Annotated in this window: 14 protein-coding genes; 7 read left to right on the forward strand and 7 right to left on the reverse strand. The window is 47.4% G+C overall.

The window, feature by feature from the left end; translation table 11 throughout:
• The 7 genes from PYR66_08080 to PYR66_08110 all read left to right on the forward strand — a co-directional run bounded on the left by PYR66_08080 (position 1) and on the right by PYR66_08110 (position 10,316).
• On the forward strand, positions 1–777 hold the full coding sequence (locus PYR66_08080) for an ABC transporter permease (GenBank protein ID WEF29659.1): 777 nt from the start codon (positions 1–3) through the stop codon (positions 775–777).
• Positions 767–1,990 carry an ABC transporter ATP-binding protein gene (locus tag PYR66_08085; protein WEF29660.1) on the forward strand — a complete coding sequence of 408 codons (1,224 nt, stop codon included), beginning with the start codon at positions 767–769 and terminating at the stop codon, positions 1,988–1,990. Before PYR66_08080 ends, PYR66_08085 begins: the two co-directional genes overlap by 11 nt.
• Positions 1,990–4,602: a methyltransferase domain-containing protein gene (locus PYR66_08090; GenBank protein WEF29661.1), complete on the forward strand. Its 2,613-nt coding sequence runs from the start codon at positions 1,990–1,992 to the stop codon at positions 4,600–4,602. Before PYR66_08085 ends, PYR66_08090 begins: the two co-directional genes overlap by 1 nt.
• 6 nt (positions 4,603–4,608) lie before the next feature.
• On the forward strand, positions 4,609–6,687 hold the full coding sequence (locus PYR66_08095) for a glycosyltransferase (protein WEF29662.1): 2,079 nt from the start codon (positions 4,609–4,611) through the stop codon (positions 6,685–6,687).
• Position 6,688: 1 nt separating this feature from the next.
• Positions 6,689–7,780: a glycosyltransferase gene (locus PYR66_08100; GenBank protein WEF29663.1), complete on the forward strand. Its 1,092-nt coding sequence runs from the start codon at positions 6,689–6,691 to the stop codon at positions 7,778–7,780.
• Positions 7,781–7,993: 213 nt separating this feature from the next.
• Entirely contained in the window at positions 7,994–9,121 is a 1,128-nt protein-coding gene (gene wecB, locus PYR66_08105; GenBank protein WEF30380.1) for a UDP-N-acetylglucosamine 2-epimerase (non-hydrolyzing), read from the forward strand.
• A 379-nt stretch (positions 9,122–9,500) separates the two neighbouring features.
• A complete protein-coding gene (locus PYR66_08110; protein ID WEF29664.1) occupies positions 9,501–10,316 on the forward strand; it encodes a glycosyltransferase in 816 nt (271 codons plus the stop codon).
• Positions 10,317–10,391: 75 nt separating this feature from the next.
• Here PYR66_08110 and hisIE read toward each other — a convergent pair whose 3' ends face one another.
• From hisIE to hisD, 7 genes are read right to left on the reverse strand one after another with little or no spacing between them, the layout of a single operon-like run.
• Positions 10,392–10,991, reverse strand: a complete 600-nt coding sequence (gene hisIE / locus PYR66_08115) for a bifunctional phosphoribosyl-AMP cyclohydrolase/phosphoribosyl-ATP diphosphatase HisIE (protein WEF29665.1) — start codon at positions 10,989–10,991, stop codon at positions 10,392–10,394.
• Positions 10,985–11,761 (reverse strand): imidazole glycerol phosphate synthase subunit HisF, encoded by a 777-nt coding sequence (gene hisF, locus PYR66_08120; protein WEF29666.1) that lies wholly within the window; start codon positions 11,759–11,761, stop codon positions 10,985–10,987. The genes hisIE and hisF overlap by 7 nt, the downstream gene beginning before the upstream one ends.
• The gene (hisA, locus tag PYR66_08125) at positions 11,743–12,480 is read right to left on the reverse strand and encodes a 1-(5-phosphoribosyl)-5-[(5-phosphoribosylamino)methylideneamino]imidazole-4-carboxamide isomerase (protein ID WEF29667.1); all 738 of its coding nucleotides are present in this window, start codon (positions 12,478–12,480) and stop codon (positions 11,743–11,745) included. The genes hisF and hisA overlap by 19 nt, the downstream gene beginning before the upstream one ends.
• On the reverse strand, positions 12,480–13,070 hold the full coding sequence (hisH, locus tag PYR66_08130; protein ID WEF29668.1) for an imidazole glycerol phosphate synthase subunit HisH: 591 nt from the start codon (positions 13,068–13,070) through the stop codon (positions 12,480–12,482). The genes hisA and hisH overlap by 1 nt, the downstream gene beginning before the upstream one ends.
• A complete protein-coding gene (gene hisB / locus PYR66_08135) occupies positions 13,070–14,137 on the reverse strand; it encodes a bifunctional histidinol-phosphatase/imidazoleglycerol-phosphate dehydratase HisB (GenBank protein WEF29669.1) in 1,068 nt (355 codons plus the stop codon). Before hisB ends, hisH begins: the two co-directional genes overlap by 1 nt.
• On the reverse strand, positions 14,134–15,195 hold the full coding sequence (gene hisC, locus PYR66_08140) for a histidinol-phosphate transaminase (protein WEF29670.1): 1,062 nt from the start codon (positions 15,193–15,195) through the stop codon (positions 14,134–14,136). The genes hisB and hisC overlap by 4 nt, the downstream gene beginning before the upstream one ends.
• Complete coding sequence (gene hisD / locus PYR66_08145; protein ID WEF29671.1) at positions 15,192–16,496, reverse strand: histidinol dehydrogenase; 1,305 nt, start codon at positions 16,494–16,496, stop codon at positions 15,192–15,194. Before hisD ends, hisC begins: the two co-directional genes overlap by 4 nt.
• Positions 16,497–16,527: the final 31 nt, after the last annotated feature.

Below are 16,527 nucleotides of genomic sequence, written 5' to 3' on the forward strand. Positions count from 1 at the left end.
ATGAAATTCGGTACTCATAATGAGCTTGTGCTACAGATCGCTAAGCGCAATATCTATTCCAGATATAAGGGATCGACGCTCGGTGTCTTCTGGAGCTTGCTAAATCCACTTTTCCTTCTTGCTGTCTATACTTTGGTATTCGGATTTGCATTCAAGACGAAATGGGGCGGTGGTTCACTTGCCAGCTATCCTGTTATCCTGTTCTCTGGTCTGATCTTTCATTTCTTTATTATTGAACTATTAATGACAAGCAGCCAGTTAATCAGTGGTAATGCTAACTATGTCAAAAAAGTTGTATTCCCTCTTGAAGTGTTAGTCATTTCAAACTTTCTCGCGCAACTATTTAACCTGATGATAGGGGTAATTCTGTTGCTGATTGCTGTAGTGGTTTCGGGCGAAAGTATAGTACGCTCTCTGCTGGCAATGGGCTTGGTTCTACCTCCGTTTATTATTTTGACACTCGGCTTGTCTTATATTTTTAGTGCTTTGGGAACCTACATAAGAGATATCTCGCACATAGTTAATCTTGCGTCAACAATGTTCCTGTTCGTCAGTCCTATTCTTTTCCCTCTCAGCGTATTCCCTGAAATTGTTAAAGCTATAGTATATTTGAACCCTATATCTCTGATTGTCATTGACTTTCGTGCTGTCGCATTCAATATAGAGTCATTCTCATTGCTCAGCTATTTCATCTATTTTGCTGTCGCCGTTGTACTATTTGTTTTTGGACGCTGGATCTTTAAAAGATTGAGCCGAGGATTCGCTGATGTCGTCTGATTATATTGTAAAAATTGAAAATTTAACGAAAGAATTTTATCAATATCGTTCTCCTTTTCATAATGTCTACAGCTTGCTTAAGAAAATACCCGGAGAAGGGTCGGGTAAGTTTACTGCTGTGCAAAACATCTCTTTCTGTATTAAAAAAGGCGAACGTGTTGGTATCGTTGGTGCAAATGGTGCGGGTAAGTCCACTATTCTCCAAATGATTGCGGGCACATTACAACCAACACGTGGGTCCATTGAAGTCAAAGGTAAGGTTGCGGCTTTACTTGAGCTCGGGGCTGGATTTAACCCTGAATTTACTGGCATCGAAAATATTTATCTTTATGCTTCTCTCTTAGGTATTGAGCGGGATGTGACAGAAAGTCGTATCGACGCAATTTGCGACTTTGCTGAGATTGGGGACTTTATTTATCGTCCGGTTAAAACATACTCCAGTGGGATGTTTGTTCGACTTGCGTTTTCTGTGGCAATCAATGTTAACCCCGATATCCTGATCGTCGATGAAGCGCTTTCGGTAGGGGATTACCTGTTCCAGACGAAATGCCACCGTGCTTTTGAACAGTTCCAGGAGCAGGGCGGAACGGTCTTATTCGTGTCGCATGATTTGACCGCAGTCAGAAATACCTGCGATCGTGCAATTCTTATCGACAAAGGTTGTATGCTTTTGGACGATCAACCTGATGTGGTGGTGAACTCCTATCAGGAATTGATGAAAACAAAAGAGATCCAGTGGCTCAAAAGCCAGGTGGCGTTGCGTTCAGAGTATCGATTCGGGATGGGAGGCGGAAAAATCACGGATGTGATTATCTCGACCGCTGAGACTGAAGATACTACTGATGTCTCTGTGGATCAGTCTATGGCCATTTCTATTGTGCTGGATCTTGAAATAGCATTTGAGAACCCGGTATTCACTATGACTCTGCGTAATACATCAGGTATTGATGTATGGGGCTTTAATAGTAGAGTGATTGGCATCGATATACCACCAGGCACCGGAAAACGGAAAATTACTGTGCAGGTTCCAAACCATTTGAGTCCCGGCGCCTATACCGTGAATGCGGGTCTTATTGATATGTTTGCTGATGGTCAATATCATGAACACGATCATCGCTGGGGCATGAAGTTGTTGAGTATTGTCGGTAAGGTAAAAACAATCGGGTTTATCAATATGCAGCCGACATTACTTAAACAAGAGGACTTTAATTGATGGCAACTGAGAGACTCTATTTCTCCTCTGATGAGAGCCTTGATATTAAGCAGAATGCCTATGATGCTGAAAACATCGAAAGGCATGAATCTCGCTATTACTTTGCGGCTAAGCAGTTAACTGCAGATATGTCGGTATTGGATTGCGCATGCGGTAGTGGCTATGGTAGCGATATTTTAAAAGACTTTTGCCACGATGTTACTGGTGTCGATATTGATCAAAGTGCGGTTGATTTTGCAATATCAAAATACAAATCAGATAAACTGAAGTATGTGTGTGGCGATATCCGTGAGATAGCGGATTCTTTGCATAAAGTCGATACCGTCGTTTGCCTCGAAACTCTTGAACATGTTCCTGACCCTCAGATATTGCTTGATGGTTTCATGAAAGTGCTTAAAGACGATGGCCAGTTTGTGGTGTCTACACCAGTAAGAGAAGTTAGTAGAGAAAACCCACTCAACAGTTACCATGTTCTTGAATACACGAGTGCCGACCTACGACGTGTCCTGAATCATTATTTTTATCAGGTCGATGTATATCTTCAGGATCAGGATAAATTCTATCGTATCGATGACGAGATTTTTTGGGGGTTTGTTGTTGCCGTATGTAAATACCCAAAAAACAGAACTATCGAAGATTTAAGCTTACTGATTAAAGATAAAGAAACCAAAGTAATGAACAAAACTAAAGAAACATCTTTCATTTCAGAGTCAGCAAGTGTTGCGGAGTCCGTATTGTTTAAACCTTCCTTTAAAGAGGGGGTTTACAACATTATGGATGGTGTTGAAATTAGAGAGAATGCGGTTATTGAATCTCATGACGGCGGGAAATTGTATGTCGGTGAGAAAACCGTTATTGGTTATAACTGCTGGTTGAATGCAACTGGCGGAATTAAAATCGGTGCAAATACGCTTATTGGCGCAAATACGATCATTACCTCTTCATCACATCATTTTAAGGACCAGATTCCAGTTGTTGAACAGGGCATGTCATTTAAACCCGTAACGATTGGTTCAAATGTCTGGATTGGTAGTAATGTTTCGATTCTGGAAGGAGTAAATATTGGTGACGGCTGCGTCATTGGGGCAAACAGCGTTATCAAGAATGATGTATTACCTAACTCCATTGTGAAGCCGGTTGACGCAATCGTGACGCAGAGTATTGTTCGTAATAGCGTGGTGTTTTATTTACTCCCTTTCACCATTAGGAATGATGCATTAACCTTCCAATGTATTTATGATCGTTATAAAAAGTTGGCTGAGTCTTTTGTTGATCAAAACTGGGACGTCGCTTTTATTGCAACAAATGAGCTTAAAGATGTTATTTGTGCTGATGGATGGAAGTGCCTTTCGCCTTCTGATTACAGCCTCTCTTATGATGAAAACGAGTGGTTTGAGCGTTGGAAACGCGTTCTGAATGGCCAGGAGGACTCGCTGCATAGCGCGTTTATAGAAAAATCACTCGCTGATCTGACTCCACAAATGGTATTTTGCTGGAATTATGATGGTTTGCTGAAATCCTTCTGCCGTGAAAACAATATCACCGCTTTTTTCAATGAGCTTGGATTGTCACGAGCGCCGAATCCCGTGGTTTATTACAGCGACAGGGAAGGTGTAAATAGTACTAGTGCTTTGAAAAGCTTCTGGAACGAGTTCGAGAATTTCGAACTATCAGAAAATGAACGTACCATGGCTCGACTGACGTTAGGTAAAGTCAGAAGCAATTACCGTATTAGCGCTGAGCGTAAAGATGAAATCCGAGCACAGCTTGGTCTTGCTAATAAGAAAACTATCTTAATCGCGTTGCAGGTTGAAGACGACTCCAACATTGTTGCCGGTTCTAAATTTGAATCTATGCAGCAGTTTGTCGATGAATGCTTAAGCTATTCACGGGATGATCTTCAGTTTATTATCAAGAAACACCCTGCACAAGGTCAGTGTGCTATTAATGCTGGGAATATTCCCGTCATTGTCGACCAATATAGCACACCGGAATTGATCGCTCTAACTGATGCTGTTTTCACTATTAATTCTTCACTCGGTTTTGAAGCTTTAGTCGCGGGCAAAAAAGTATTTACTTTCGGCAATGCACCATATGCAGTAGCAGAATTGATTGTTGATGTGAAAGCAGGTATTCCTGCTGAAGAACTCAAAGAATTAGCTGGCTATAATGCTGACGATGCTACCTTACTTAAATTTGTTTACCTGACATACCAGCAATATTTCATTAGCGAGAGTAAATTCTTTAATGCAGAATTCCATATTCGCCGGTTTTTACTGAGCAAATCGACGGATGCTGGTAGTACTGCCTATTTCTTTGATAGTGGATCATACTTTAAGGAGCGTGAAATCCTGGTTAACCGTTTTCAGAATAAAGTCTTACAGGACGCCATTCTGGGTTATGAAAAATGGATTGAAACGCTCAAAGTTACTGAGAAAAATGCCATGGAAATTTCTGAATGGGCACAATCTCTGAATTTAAAAGTTCAAGAATATGAAGAGAAGGAAAGACTAGCAGCGGTAACTGCGGTTAGTACTGAATTAACGCAAGAGACTAAAAAACAGAATGCCTTACAACGGGTGTTCGGTTTTTTAAAAGGCAATAGGGATTGATTTAAAATGTTAAAAAGTAAAATCAAAAATATAGTGCGACCGTTTTATTATCAGCTCTCGCCAGCCACACGCGGTAAAGTCAAAAAAACCTATCAACGTGTTCGTGGTATTAATCTGGAATCGCATCCTGTAACAAGTTCTTTTGCTGGGCATCTTGGTAAAGATAGCGGTGATATCAACGGTGACTTGTCATGTTTACACCAGCTGCATAAGCGAAATGGCGGCTTTGATATCTTGCTTTTCCCGGTTATTGACTGGGATTTTCGTTTGCAACGGCCACAGCAGTTAGTCAAAGAACTGGCGAAATTGGGCAGCCGTGTCGTCTATTTTTCGACGACATTTAATGTAAGTACCTCTCCTGGTTTTTCTATTGAAAAAATGCCAGTGGAAAATGTTGTCTTATGTAAATTGAATATCAACAAACATGAAGTCAATATTTATAAGGATAAATTGGATCAAGAACAGATCCACTTTCTAATCCATAGCATTTATCTGGTACGACAGGCTTTTGGTTTCGGTTTCACCAATTCAATTATCGACTTACCATTTTGGCGAGAAGTTGTGGAAGGATTATCTTCTAACAATATAATCTACGACTGTATGGATCACCATGCTGGCTTTGAAAACAACGAGTCCACGATGTTGACGGAAGAGGATAAGTTATTCAAATCTTCAGACCTGGTCATCACCACAGCACAACGACTCTCCGAGAGTGTTGCGAAGCATCGCGAAAATATCATTATCCGTAACGGTTGCGAGGCAGATTATTTTGCAAAAATTCCTCAGCAGGGTGCTCTGACTAAAACACGCCCAGTCGTAGGGTACTATGGTGCCATTGCGGAATGGTTTGATCTTGATCTCTTAATTGCAGCAGCAAAAGCCTATCCGCAATATGATTTTGTTATGATTGGCGGCGCAACATGCGATATTACCGCAGCGAAGAAAATTGATAACATCAAATTTCTCGGCGAAGTGCCCTATGCACAACTGACACCTTACTTGAAGGATTTTGACGTATGTTTGATTCCCTTCAAGCTCATCGAACTGACGTTGTGTACCAATCCAGTAAAAGTGTATGAATATCTGGCGGCAGGAAAGCCGGTAGTATGTACAGCTATGCCGGAAGTCATCGTGATGGGCGATGTCGTCCACGTTGCTGATACAAAAGAGCAATTCATTGCTCAGATTGCTACGGCTATGGCGGAAACGACAGATGAAGATCTGAAAGAAAAACGTAGCCAGTGGGCAAAAAACCATGACTGGGAAAGTCGCGCACGCCAACTTGGCGATGCTCTTCAAACACTAAACGCGAGTAAGCCTAAAGTCAGCCTGATTGTACTGACGTATAACAACCTGGCATTGACGAAAGAGTGCTTGCATAGCATTGAACGAAATACAGAATACGATAATTACGAAGTCATCATTGTAGATAATTTATCTACTGATGATACCCGTGATTATCTGCAAAAAAACTATATGGATAAACCAAACTATACGGTTATCCTTAATGATGAAAATATGGGATTCGCAGCAGGGAATAACGTTGGCCTCGAACAGGCGACTGGCGATATTCTTATTGTACTCAATAACGATACCTATGTTTCTCCATTCTGGCTTGGTGGCATCGTTAAAGCGTTCAAACGTAATCCTGGGCTAGGACTTGTTGGACCGGTGACGAACAATATCGGTAATGAATCTAAAATTAATATTACCTACAACAACTGGTCCGAAATGCATGTTAGGTCTTTGCAATACATTTCTAACCATGCCAACCAATTGTATCCAATGCGCTGTCTTGCTTTCTTTTGCGCAGCAATACGGCGTGAAGTATATGAAAAAGTTGGCGGCCTTTCACCCGATTATGGATTAGGCTTTTTTGAGGATGATGACTACTGTAAGCGCGTAGAGCTAGCCGGTTGGGATATGGCGGCAGTAGACGACGCTTTTGTGCATCATCATCTTTCTGCAAGTTTTAATAAACTCAAAAATAATCAAAAAGAATTGCTGATGCAAAAGAATCAGGCTGTTTTTGAAAGCAAGTGGGGGAAATGGAAGCCACATAGCTACAGACCTGGGGTTCACTAATATGATAGTGGTGTATTTATCCCCGGTTAACTGGGATAGCATTGCGCAGCGTCCACATTTTTTTGCAGATTTTATTGCTGATCATGATGTGGAAAAAGTCATCTGGGTTGACCCTTTGCCTTCCCGCTTTCCGAAGTACTCAGACATTAGAACCAAAATTGTTGGCGTTGAATCAAAAAGTATTTCGAAGCATGCCAACATTGATTTTATTCGTGTGGGTAATGTTGTTCCTATTGAACCGTTTAACTTACTCTATAAGGTGGTGAATTGGGTAACCATACACCGTTTTATTAAGAGATTAAAAAGCATAATTAATGGGCAACAGGCAATATTGGTTGTCGGGAAACCTAGTGTCTTAGGTCTTGAACTGATTCGCTGTATGGCATTTAATCATATCGTTGCTGATGCAATGGATGATTATCCGCATTTCTTTACTGGTTATGCGGAAAAAAGCGTCGCGCGTCTCTTCAGGAAACTGCTTGGTAATACCGATATTACAATGTTTTCTTCCGAAGGCTTACTCAATAAGTTCGGTAATAATGCTAGTCGTGCTTATCTTGTTAGAAATGCGTGTTCAAAGAGTTTTTATTCTACTATTCAGCGAATAAAAGCTGAACAGCAGGGGAGCACCGATAAGCCTGTTACCTATGGCTATATTGGTAGCGTTGCAAAGTGGTTTGATTGGGAGTTTATTACAAAACTTTCTGAATCCAGACCCAATGCCAGGGTGGTTATTGTTGGCCCCCTTTATGTCAGACCAGACTATATACCGGATAACGTTGTTATTAAACCGGCAATTGATCACAAAGACGTCCCCGCTCTAATTAATTCATTTACATACGGGTTAATCCCTTTTCGTATTAATGAATTAACGGAATCCGTCGATCCTGTTAAATACTATGAGTATGTGGCTGCTGGTATCCCTGTTATCACAACCCGATTTGGCGAAATGACGAGTCGAGTCGATAGCGGACTCGCCGTGACGCTTGAACAGCACTTAGCGGGCGTTGAACCTGTTGTAGAGAAACCCATCTTTTGGGAGGACAGATTCAGCATCTTAACGGAAGAACTGTTTGGGATTAAAAGATCGTAAGAGATGTACATTCAGGGAAAGAGGCTAACAAGGTACATTTTCGCTCTAATGAAGACTGTTGGTGGTGCGGAAAGATGTATCGTGCGTGATGAACCGTAGGTACCTCACACCAGTCCTTGCATGCAGCGGGGCGTAATCTTTCCCCAGGTTACTGCTTTCTTTTATGGCAAGGAGATTCAATATGATTAGTTTACGAGAGAAATCATGAGTGCGATTAAAATATTATCTATTTTCGGGACCCGACCTGAAGCAATCAAAATGGCCCCGGTAGTCGAGTGCCTTAAAGGAGATAGTCGATTCGAAAGTAAGGTATGTGTTACCGCGCAGCATAGAGAGATGCTCGACCAGGTCTTACAGTTATTCAATATTACTCCCGATTATGACCTCAATATTATGAAGTCAGGTCAGGATCTCACTGACATAACATCTTCTATTCTTTTGGGGCTGCGTTCTGTCCTTCAAGAGTTTAAGCCTGATTATGTATTGGTTCATGGTGATACCGCTACCACATTATCAGCTACTCTTGCTAGTTATTATCAGCAAATTAAAGTCGGTCATGTTGAAGCCGGTTTAAGAACCAATGATATTTATTCGCCATGGCCAGAAGAAGGTAACCGAAAACTTACCGGAGCACTGGCTAATTTGCATTTTGCTCCAACTACGACTTCCGCTGATAACTTACGTCTGGAGAATGTGCCGCAAGATCGCATCATTATTACTGGCAATACCGTTATCGATGCTCTTCTCATGGTCAAAGATAAATTGGCACAAGACTCTGTGCTGGCTAGTGAGTTGAAGGCAAAGTTCGAGTTTATTGATGATAATCGTAAAATTGTATTAATTACCGGACATCGCCGTGAAAGTTTCGGCGGTGGTTTTGAAAGAATCTGTAATGCGGTTCTCAAGTTAGCTAAAACATTCCCGGATGTAGATTTTGTCTATCCTGTGCACTTAAACCCTAACGTGCGCGGTGTGGTTAACTCTGTATTGCGTGGACAGGATAATATTTACCTGATTGAGCCTCTTGATTACCTTCCGTTTGTATTCCTGATGGACGCATCGAGTATCATCCTGACCGATTCCGGTGGTATCCAGGAGGAAGCGCCATCCCTTGGGAAGCCTGTACTGGTGATGCGTGATACTACTGAGAGACCAGAAGCGGTAGATGCGGGCACCGTAAAACTTGTCGGTACCGATGAGAAGCGTATATTTGATGCGGTCTCTGCGCTTTTGACAGACCAATCTGCGTATGAAGCAATGAGCTTTGCACACAATCCATACGGAGATGGCAAAGCATCATCGCGAATCGCTGATGCTATCGCTCACTCTCTTAACGCTTAACATCAGGAAATGGTGGTTCAGGTCACTTATTAAGCATTACGTTCAAGTACCTGGCGTCAAATTTCTGGTTATTAACCCCCCTTTATGTACAGCTTGACGATTTGGTACGTACGTGAAGGGGAGTTTCATTTTTTGCCCTTCTGCAAATATCAACATCTTTAAAATACATAAAATAGTTGGTATAGAATAAATTAATAGTGAAGGTATCTTATTCATACACTTTGGCTGTGTCTTCGAGTCTCCCTGAACATGATTAACAGTGGCAACCCCTTATCAGGGATTTGCCCTTTCGGACAATCTGGAATTGACCATTAGATAAACTCGGTACATTATCTGTCATGTTTTATGTTTGTGTTGGAAAAATTTAGTAAGGTGCTATGTGAATATACTAGCTTCACTTGTTCTTTATAAACATTCTTTTCAGGAAATTGAGCTCACGCTTAATTCATTATTGAATGAAAAGAGTATCAGTAAACTTGTTATCGTAGATAATGGCTCTTTTTGTCATTGGTTGGATGATTATAATCATGATAAAGTCGATGTCATAAAACTGTCTGATAATCAGGGCTTCGGTGCCGGGCATAATAAAGTTTTTGATACTTATAAAAACAAATGTGACTATTTTTTAATTTGTAATCCTGATATTTATTATGCGCAGGGTGAAGTCGATAAGCTCTTTCATTTTTGTAAGGAAAGAGCAGTCGATCTTTCTGTGCCAAAGATTACTTATCCAAATGGTGCATTGCAATATGCGACAAAACTATTGCCTGCGCCATTTCAGCTTTTTGGTCGACGCTTTCTGTCATCCTTTTTCCCTGATATCAATGATGACTATGAACTTCGTCATGCTAATTTTGATGCGGCATTCTACGCACCATCGATGTCAGGATGTTTCATGATGGTGAGCAATAATGCCATTAAGCAAGTTCGAGGTTTCGATCTTCGATTTTTTATGTATTTAGAAGATGTTGATTTTTCGCGTCGCATTAGCGCGGGGAATTTTAATGTTACTTATTGTCCTGATTCGACAGTCGTTCATTTATCACAACGAAAATCATACCACAGCGTTAAGTTTCTTTTTTATCATATGAGTTCAGCGGTTAAATACTTCAACAAATGGGGTTGGTTTTTTGATAAAGAACGCCGGCAACTTAACAAGCGCTGTCTGTCAGCACTGCCGACAAAGTCAAAATAAGTATTAATCCGGTATAATAAAAAGGCAGATTTGGTGATAAATCTGCCTTTTTATGTTTATGAGCAAGCGTAATGATTATTTATGTCTCGCCCTTAAATTCTCTATCACTTCTCCCAGGTTCAACCCCTGATCCTGCAGTAGCACCAGCAGGTGATACATCAGATCCGATGCCTCATTCTTCAGTTCAAACTGGTCATGTACCGTCGCTGCCAGCGCGGTTTCCACACCTTCTTCACCCACTTTCTGCGCAATACGCTTGGTACCGCTGGCATAGAGTTTCGCCGTGTAGGAGCTCTCCGGATCGGCATGTTTACGTTCAGCTAACAGCTGCTCGAGCTGATAGAGGAACAGCCATTGGTGCCCGGTTTCACCAAAGCAACTGGAGGTGCCTTTGTGGCAGGTTGGGCCAATTGGGTTCACCAGCACCAGCAGAGTATCGTTATCGCAATCCGGGGTAATGCTGACTACGTTCAGAAAATGGCCGGACGTTTCTCCTTTCGTCCACAGGCGCTGTTTAGTGCGCGAGTAGAAGGTCACTTTGCCGCTTTGCTCGGTTTTGGCCAACGCTTCCTGATTCATATATCCCAGCATCAGCACTTCGCCTGATTCGGCGTGCTGCACGATCGCCGGCATCATGCCGTCGGTTTTTTGCCAATCCAGTTGTTCACTCAACATACCCTGATCTCCACGCCCTGGGCCGCCAGGTACGCTTTTAATTCACCAATATTAATAATCTGTTTATGGAATACGGAAGCGGCGAGGGCGCCGTCGACGTTGGCGTCGCGGAAGGCCTCAAGGAAATGTTCCATGGTTCCGGCGCCGCCGGAGGCGATCAGCGGCACGTGGCAGACTTCGCGTACTTTCCTGAGCTGCTCCAGATCGTAGCCATTACGCACGCCGTCCTGGTTCATCATATTGAGGACGATTTCTCCCGCCCCGCGTTTCTGTACTTCCTGCACCCAGTCCAATGTTTCCCACTGCGTCACGCGAGTGCGGTTTTCATCGCCGGTGTACTGGTTAACGTGATATTTACCGGTCTGTTCGTCAAACCAGGTATCAATGCCGACCACAATGCACTGCACGCCGAATCGATCGGCGAGACGGGTAATCAGCGTCGGATCCGCCAGCGCAGGCGAGTTGATAGAAATCTTGTCGGCGCCGAAGGAGAGGATCTGTGCTGCATCGTCCAGAGATTTAATCCCGCCCGCAACGCAGAACGGAATATCAATCACTTCCGCTACGCGCGATACCCAGCTTTTATCGACCACGCGGCCATCGCTGGAGGCGGTGATATCGTAGAACACCAGCTCATCCGCGCCTTCATCGGCGTAGCGTTTCGCCAGCGGCACGATATCGCCGATAATTTCGTGGTTGCGGAATTGCACGCCTTTCACTACCTGACCGTCGCGGACGTCAAGGCAGGGGATTATCCGTTTTGCCAGCATTGGATCGCCTCCGTTACGTTGAATTTACCTTCCAGCAGCGCGCGGCCGACAATCACGCCGCGAACTCCGGTACCGCGCAGCGCGGCGATATCATTGAGATCGCCGATTCCGCCGGAAGACTGGAATGCCACCTGCGGATAGCGGGCGCAGACTTCTTCATATAATGAGACGTTAGAGCCGGCGAGGGTGCCATCGCGCGAAATATCGGTGCACAGTACGTGCTGCAGGCCGACCGGCAGATAGCTTTCCACCAATGCTTCCAGAGTGACGCCGGAGTTTTCCTGCCAGCCGCTGACCGCCACCTGTTTATTGCCTTCGGCATCAATGCGTACGTCCAACGCCAGCACCAGATGTTCAGAGCCAAAGCGTTTAAACCATGCCTTGACCCTATCCGGTGAATTGACGGCGGTCGAGCCGACCACCACGCGCGCGACGCCCGCCTCAAGCAGCGCCGCAACGTCTTCTTCCGTACGCACGCCGCCGCCGACCTGTACCGGCACGTTAACGCCCGCGACCAATGTTTTTAGCAAGGGGATCTGGCGTCTGGCCGGATCTTTTGCCCCGGTCAGATCAACCAGGTGCAGCACTTCTGCGCCCTGGGCGGCATAGGATTGTAGGCGCGGCAGCGGATCGGTACCGTAATCGCGCTGCTGACCATAATCACCCTGATGCAGACGCACCACGGTCCCGTCAATTAAATCTAAAGCTGGAATGATCATTACATCTCCAGGAAATTTTTCAGCAGCTGCGCGCCCGCGCTACCGGAGCGCTCAGGATGGAACTGTACGCCAAAGAAGTTATCTTTCTGCACTGCCGCGGTGAAGGCCTCGCCATAGTTGCACTGGGCGATGGTGTACGGATTGACCGGCATGGCATAGCTGTGCACGAAATAGAAATACGCGCCTTCTTCGATGCCGCGAAACAGTCGGTCGCCCGCTTTGGCATACACCCGATTCCAGCCCATGTGCGGCAGTGGCAGCCCGTGATCGGTCATCTTCGGCACTTCTTCATCGATAATGCCCAGCAACTCGACGCCGTTGGTCTCTTCGCTGCGTTTGCCGAGCAACTGCATGCCAAGGCAGATCCCCAGCACCGGCTGGGTACAGGCTTTAATCAGATCGATCAGCTCGCGTTCGCGCAGCTGATCCATTGCCGCTTGCGCGGTACCCACGCCGGGCAGAAACAGTTTATCGGCGCGCAGTACCACGTCCGGCTCGCGGCTGACCACCGGTTCGTGGCCGTGGCGGCTAACTGCGGATTTCACCGAATTGAGGTTGGCGCATCCGGTATCGAGGATCACCACGTTCATCACAATACCCCTTTCGAAGATGGCAACGTGTCGCCCTGTACCCGGATGGCCTGGCGTAATGTACGACCAAAGGCTTTGAACAGACTCTCCACGCGGTGGTGATCGTTTTTGCCCTTGGTTTTCAGGTGCAACGTTACCGCCATGGTGTAGGAGAGCGAGCGGAAGAAGTGTTCTACCATCTCGGTGCTCAGGTCGCCCACGCGCTGGTAAGTGAAGTCGGCTTTATACTCGAGGTGCGGGCGGCCGGAGATATCTAGCGCACAGCGCGCCAGACACTCATCCATCGGCAGCACAAAGCCAAAACGGTTAATGCCGCGTTTGTCGCCCAATGCCAGCTTCAGCGCTTCGCCTAGCGCCAGCCCGGTATCTTCCACGGTGTGGTGATCGTCGATATAAAGATCGCCGCCGACGTTAATCTCCAGGCGGAAGCCGCCGTGGGTGGCAATTTGGTCAAGCATGTGATCGAAGAAACCGACGCCGGTGTGGATTTTGCTGCTGCCTTCGCGGTCCAGCCATACTTTTACATCCACCTGGGTCTCTTTGGTGATGCGCTCGACGTGGGCGTAGCGGTCGCGACGAGTCAGCTGTTCGCAGATAGTCGGCCAGCTCAGCGTTTCACGATCGTAGCGCAGGCCGATGATGCCCATGTTATCCGCAAGCTCGATGTCGGTTGCGCGGTCGCCGATGACGTAGCTGTGAGCCTTATCCATTACGCCATCTTCCAACCAGGGGAGTACCAACCGGGTTTTCGGCTTGCGGCAGTCGCAATCATCGCCAGGCATATGCGGGCAGATCAGGACGGCATCGAAGTTAACGCCTTGCGAGGAGAAGACCTGCATCATCAGGTTGTGCGGGCCGTCGAATTCATCCTGTGGCAGACTCTCGGTACCGAGTCCATCCTGGTTGGTGATCATCACCAATTGATAGCCTTCCTGCTGCAGTTTGAGCAGCGCAGGGATTACCTGCGGCTCGAACGCCAGTTTTTCAAAGCGGTCTACCTGAAAATCAACCGGCGGTTCGGAAATCAGCGTGCCGTCACGGTCAATAAAGAGAAACTTCTGGGTCATACATTCTCCGCAGTCAAAGCGTCAATCACGCGCTGGCTCTCTGCACGGGTACCGATAGTGATACGCAAACAGCCGCTTAATGAAGGTTGTTTATTTTGGTCTCGTAAGATAATGCCCTGATCCCACAAAGATTTAAACACCGCACTGGAGGCGGTTATACGCGCCAGCAGGTAGTTAGTCTCGGAATCGAACACCTGCTCGATGCAGGCGATGCCGCGCAGCGCATTGACCAGATAAGCGCGTTCGTCGAGGATCTGCGTAACGCGCTGTTGCATCGCGCGGATGCCCTGTGCCGACAGCGCCTGAGCGGCGATATCCGCCACTGGCGTCGACAGCGGATAGGGCGCGATGACTTTCAACAGCACATTAATAACCTCAGCGTTAGCCAGCGTAAAGCCGCAGCGCAGCCCGGCCAGCGCAAAGGCTTTCGAGAGGGTGCGCAGAATAACTAAATGTGGATAGTCGCTGAGCCAGCTAGCCAGTGTCGCCTGCGGGCAAAATTCGATATAGGCTTCATCGGCAACGACAATCGCCTTGTCGCGAGTCATTTCCAGCAGCGCGCGCAGATCCTGTGGATTGATAATCTGTCCGGTCGGGTTGTTTGGGCTGCAGACAAACAGCACTTTTACGCCATCGAGATTGGCCTCGATACCCGGCAGGTCTAACTGCCAGTCGGCGAGCGTCGGTACTTTCCGGCATTCGACACCGATGGTTTCGGCGCTGACGCTGTACATGCCGTAGGTCGGCGGGCAATAAAGCACGGCGTCCTGACCCGGTTCGCAGAAGGCGCGAATCAGCAGTTCAATACCTTCGTCGGCGCCGCGGCTGACCAACACCTGCTCTGGCTTAACGCCGGCATATTGCGCGTAGTTTTCGATAACGGCCTGCGGCTGCGGCTCCGGGTAGCGGTTCAGCGTCTGCTCGGTGAGCTGGAATTCCACGGCAGTCGGGAATTCGTTGGCGTTCAGCCACACGTCGCCTTTACCGCCGAGACGGCGGGCGGACTGATACGGCGTCAGCGCGCGAACAGTGGCTCGGGCTAAATCTTCAATGCTCATGCTTGCTCCTTAAGGGCTGCCACGCGCAGCGTCACGGCGTTTTTGTGGGCGGTCAGCCGTTCGGCCGCTGCCAGGATCTCAATGGTTGGGGCGAGGGCCGCGAAGCCTTCGCGCGACAGCTCCTGCACGGTCATGCGCTTCTGGAAATCCGCCAGACCCAGGCTGGAGCAGGTCGCGGTATAACCATAGGTCGGCAGTACGTGGTTGGTGCCGGAGGCGTAATCGCCCGCAGATTCCGGCGACCAGTCGCCAAGGAATACCGAACCGGCGCTGGTGATGCCGTCAACCAGCTTGCGGGCATCGCGGGTCTGGATAATCAGGTGCTCCGGGCCGTACAGGTTGGAGATCTCAATGCACTGGTCGAGGTCGCGGGCGACGATAATACGGCTGGCGGAAAGCGCTTCGCGCGCGGTTTCGGCACGCGGCAGGGCGGCCAGCTGGCGTTCAACCGCGGCCGCAACGCGGGTTCCCATTTCTGCGTCCGGGGTCAGCAGGATAACCTGTGAATCCGGGCCGTGTTCCGCCTGAGAGAGCAAATCAGACGCCACGAAATCCGGCGTCGCGCCGCTGTCGGCGATCACCAGGACTTCCGATGGGCCAGCAGGCATGTCGATGGCCGCGCCATCAAGACGCTGGCTGACCTGGCGCTTAGCCTCGGTGACAAAGGCGTTGCCCGGGCCAAAGATTTTGGCGACTTTCGCCACTGATTCGGTGCCGAAGGCCATGGCGGCGATCGCCTGCGCGCCGCCGACGTTAAAGATATTGCGAACGCCACACAGCTGCGCCGCGTACAGGATTTCATCGGCGATCGGCGGCGGCGAGCACAGCACCACTTCCTGACAGCCAGCAATACGCGCCGGAGTCGCCAGCATCAACACGGTGGAAAACAGCGGCGCCGAGCCCCCCGGAATATATAAGCCGACGGAGGCGATTGGGCGAGTAAGCTGTTGGCAGCGCACGCCGGGTTGAGTTTCGATATCGACGGCCTGCAGACGCTGGGCATTGTGGAAGGTTTCGATATTGCTGACCGCCACCGCCATCGCTTGTTTGAGCTCGTCGCTGAGGCGGGCGCCAGCGGCGGCAATCTCCGCTTCGGTCACCTTCAGCGTCGTCACGGTGGTTTTGTCAAAGGTGGCGCTGTATTCGCGTAACGCCGCGTCGCCGCGATCTTTGACGTTGCTGAGAATTTCCGCCACCGTTTTGCTGATGCTAGCGGACGCTGAGATTGCCGGGCGCATTAATAGTTGTTGCTGTTGTGCGGCGCTGCAGTCATTCCAGTCGATAATGGTATTGAAGCTCATAGTCATTCCCCCTGTTTGTCCCGTATCCAAA

Origin of the sequence: Klebsiella aerogenes (genome assembly GCA_029027985.1) — a bacterium.
Lineage (GTDB): Bacteria > Pseudomonadota > Gammaproteobacteria > Enterobacterales > Enterobacteriaceae > Klebsiella > Klebsiella aerogenes_A.

Bases quoted from the DNA above. Each gene is read 5' to 3' on its own strand.
- hisD (WEF29671.1), bottom strand. From the start codon at position 16,496: ATGAGCTTCAATACCATTATCGACTGGAATGACTGCAGCGCCGCACAA.
- hisB (WEF29669.1), bottom strand. From the start codon at position 14,137: ATGACCCAGAAGTTTCTCTTTATTGACCGTGACGGCACGCTGATTTCC.
- hisC (WEF29670.1), bottom strand. From the start codon at position 15,195: ATGAGCATTGAAGATTTAGCCCGAGCCACTGTTCGCGCGCTGACGCCG.
- PYR66_08100 (WEF29663.1), top strand. From the start codon at position 6,689: ATGATAGTGGTGTATTTATCCCCGGTTAACTGGGATAGCATTGCGCAG.
- hisA (WEF29667.1), bottom strand. From the start codon at position 12,480: ATGATCATTCCAGCTTTAGATTTAATTGACGGGACCGTGGTGCGTCTG.
- hisIE (WEF29665.1), bottom strand. From the start codon at position 10,991: ATGTTGAGTGAACAACTGGATTGGCAAAAAACCGACGGCATGATGCCG.
- PYR66_08080 (WEF29659.1), top strand. From the start codon at position 1: ATGAAATTCGGTACTCATAATGAGCTTGTGCTACAGATCGCTAAGCGC.
- hisF (WEF29666.1), bottom strand. From the start codon at position 11,761: ATGCTGGCAAAACGGATAATCCCCTGCCTTGACGTCCGCGACGGTCAG.
- hisH (WEF29668.1), bottom strand. From the start codon at position 13,070: ATGAACGTGGTGATCCTCGATACCGGATGCGCCAACCTCAATTCGGTG.
- PYR66_08095 (WEF29662.1), top strand. From the start codon at position 4,609: ATGTTAAAAAGTAAAATCAAAAATATAGTGCGACCGTTTTATTATCAG.
- PYR66_08090 (WEF29661.1), top strand. From the start codon at position 1,990: ATGGCAACTGAGAGACTCTATTTCTCCTCTGATGAGAGCCTTGATATT.
- PYR66_08085 (WEF29660.1), top strand. From the start codon at position 767: ATGTCGTCTGATTATATTGTAAAAATTGAAAATTTAACGAAAGAATTT.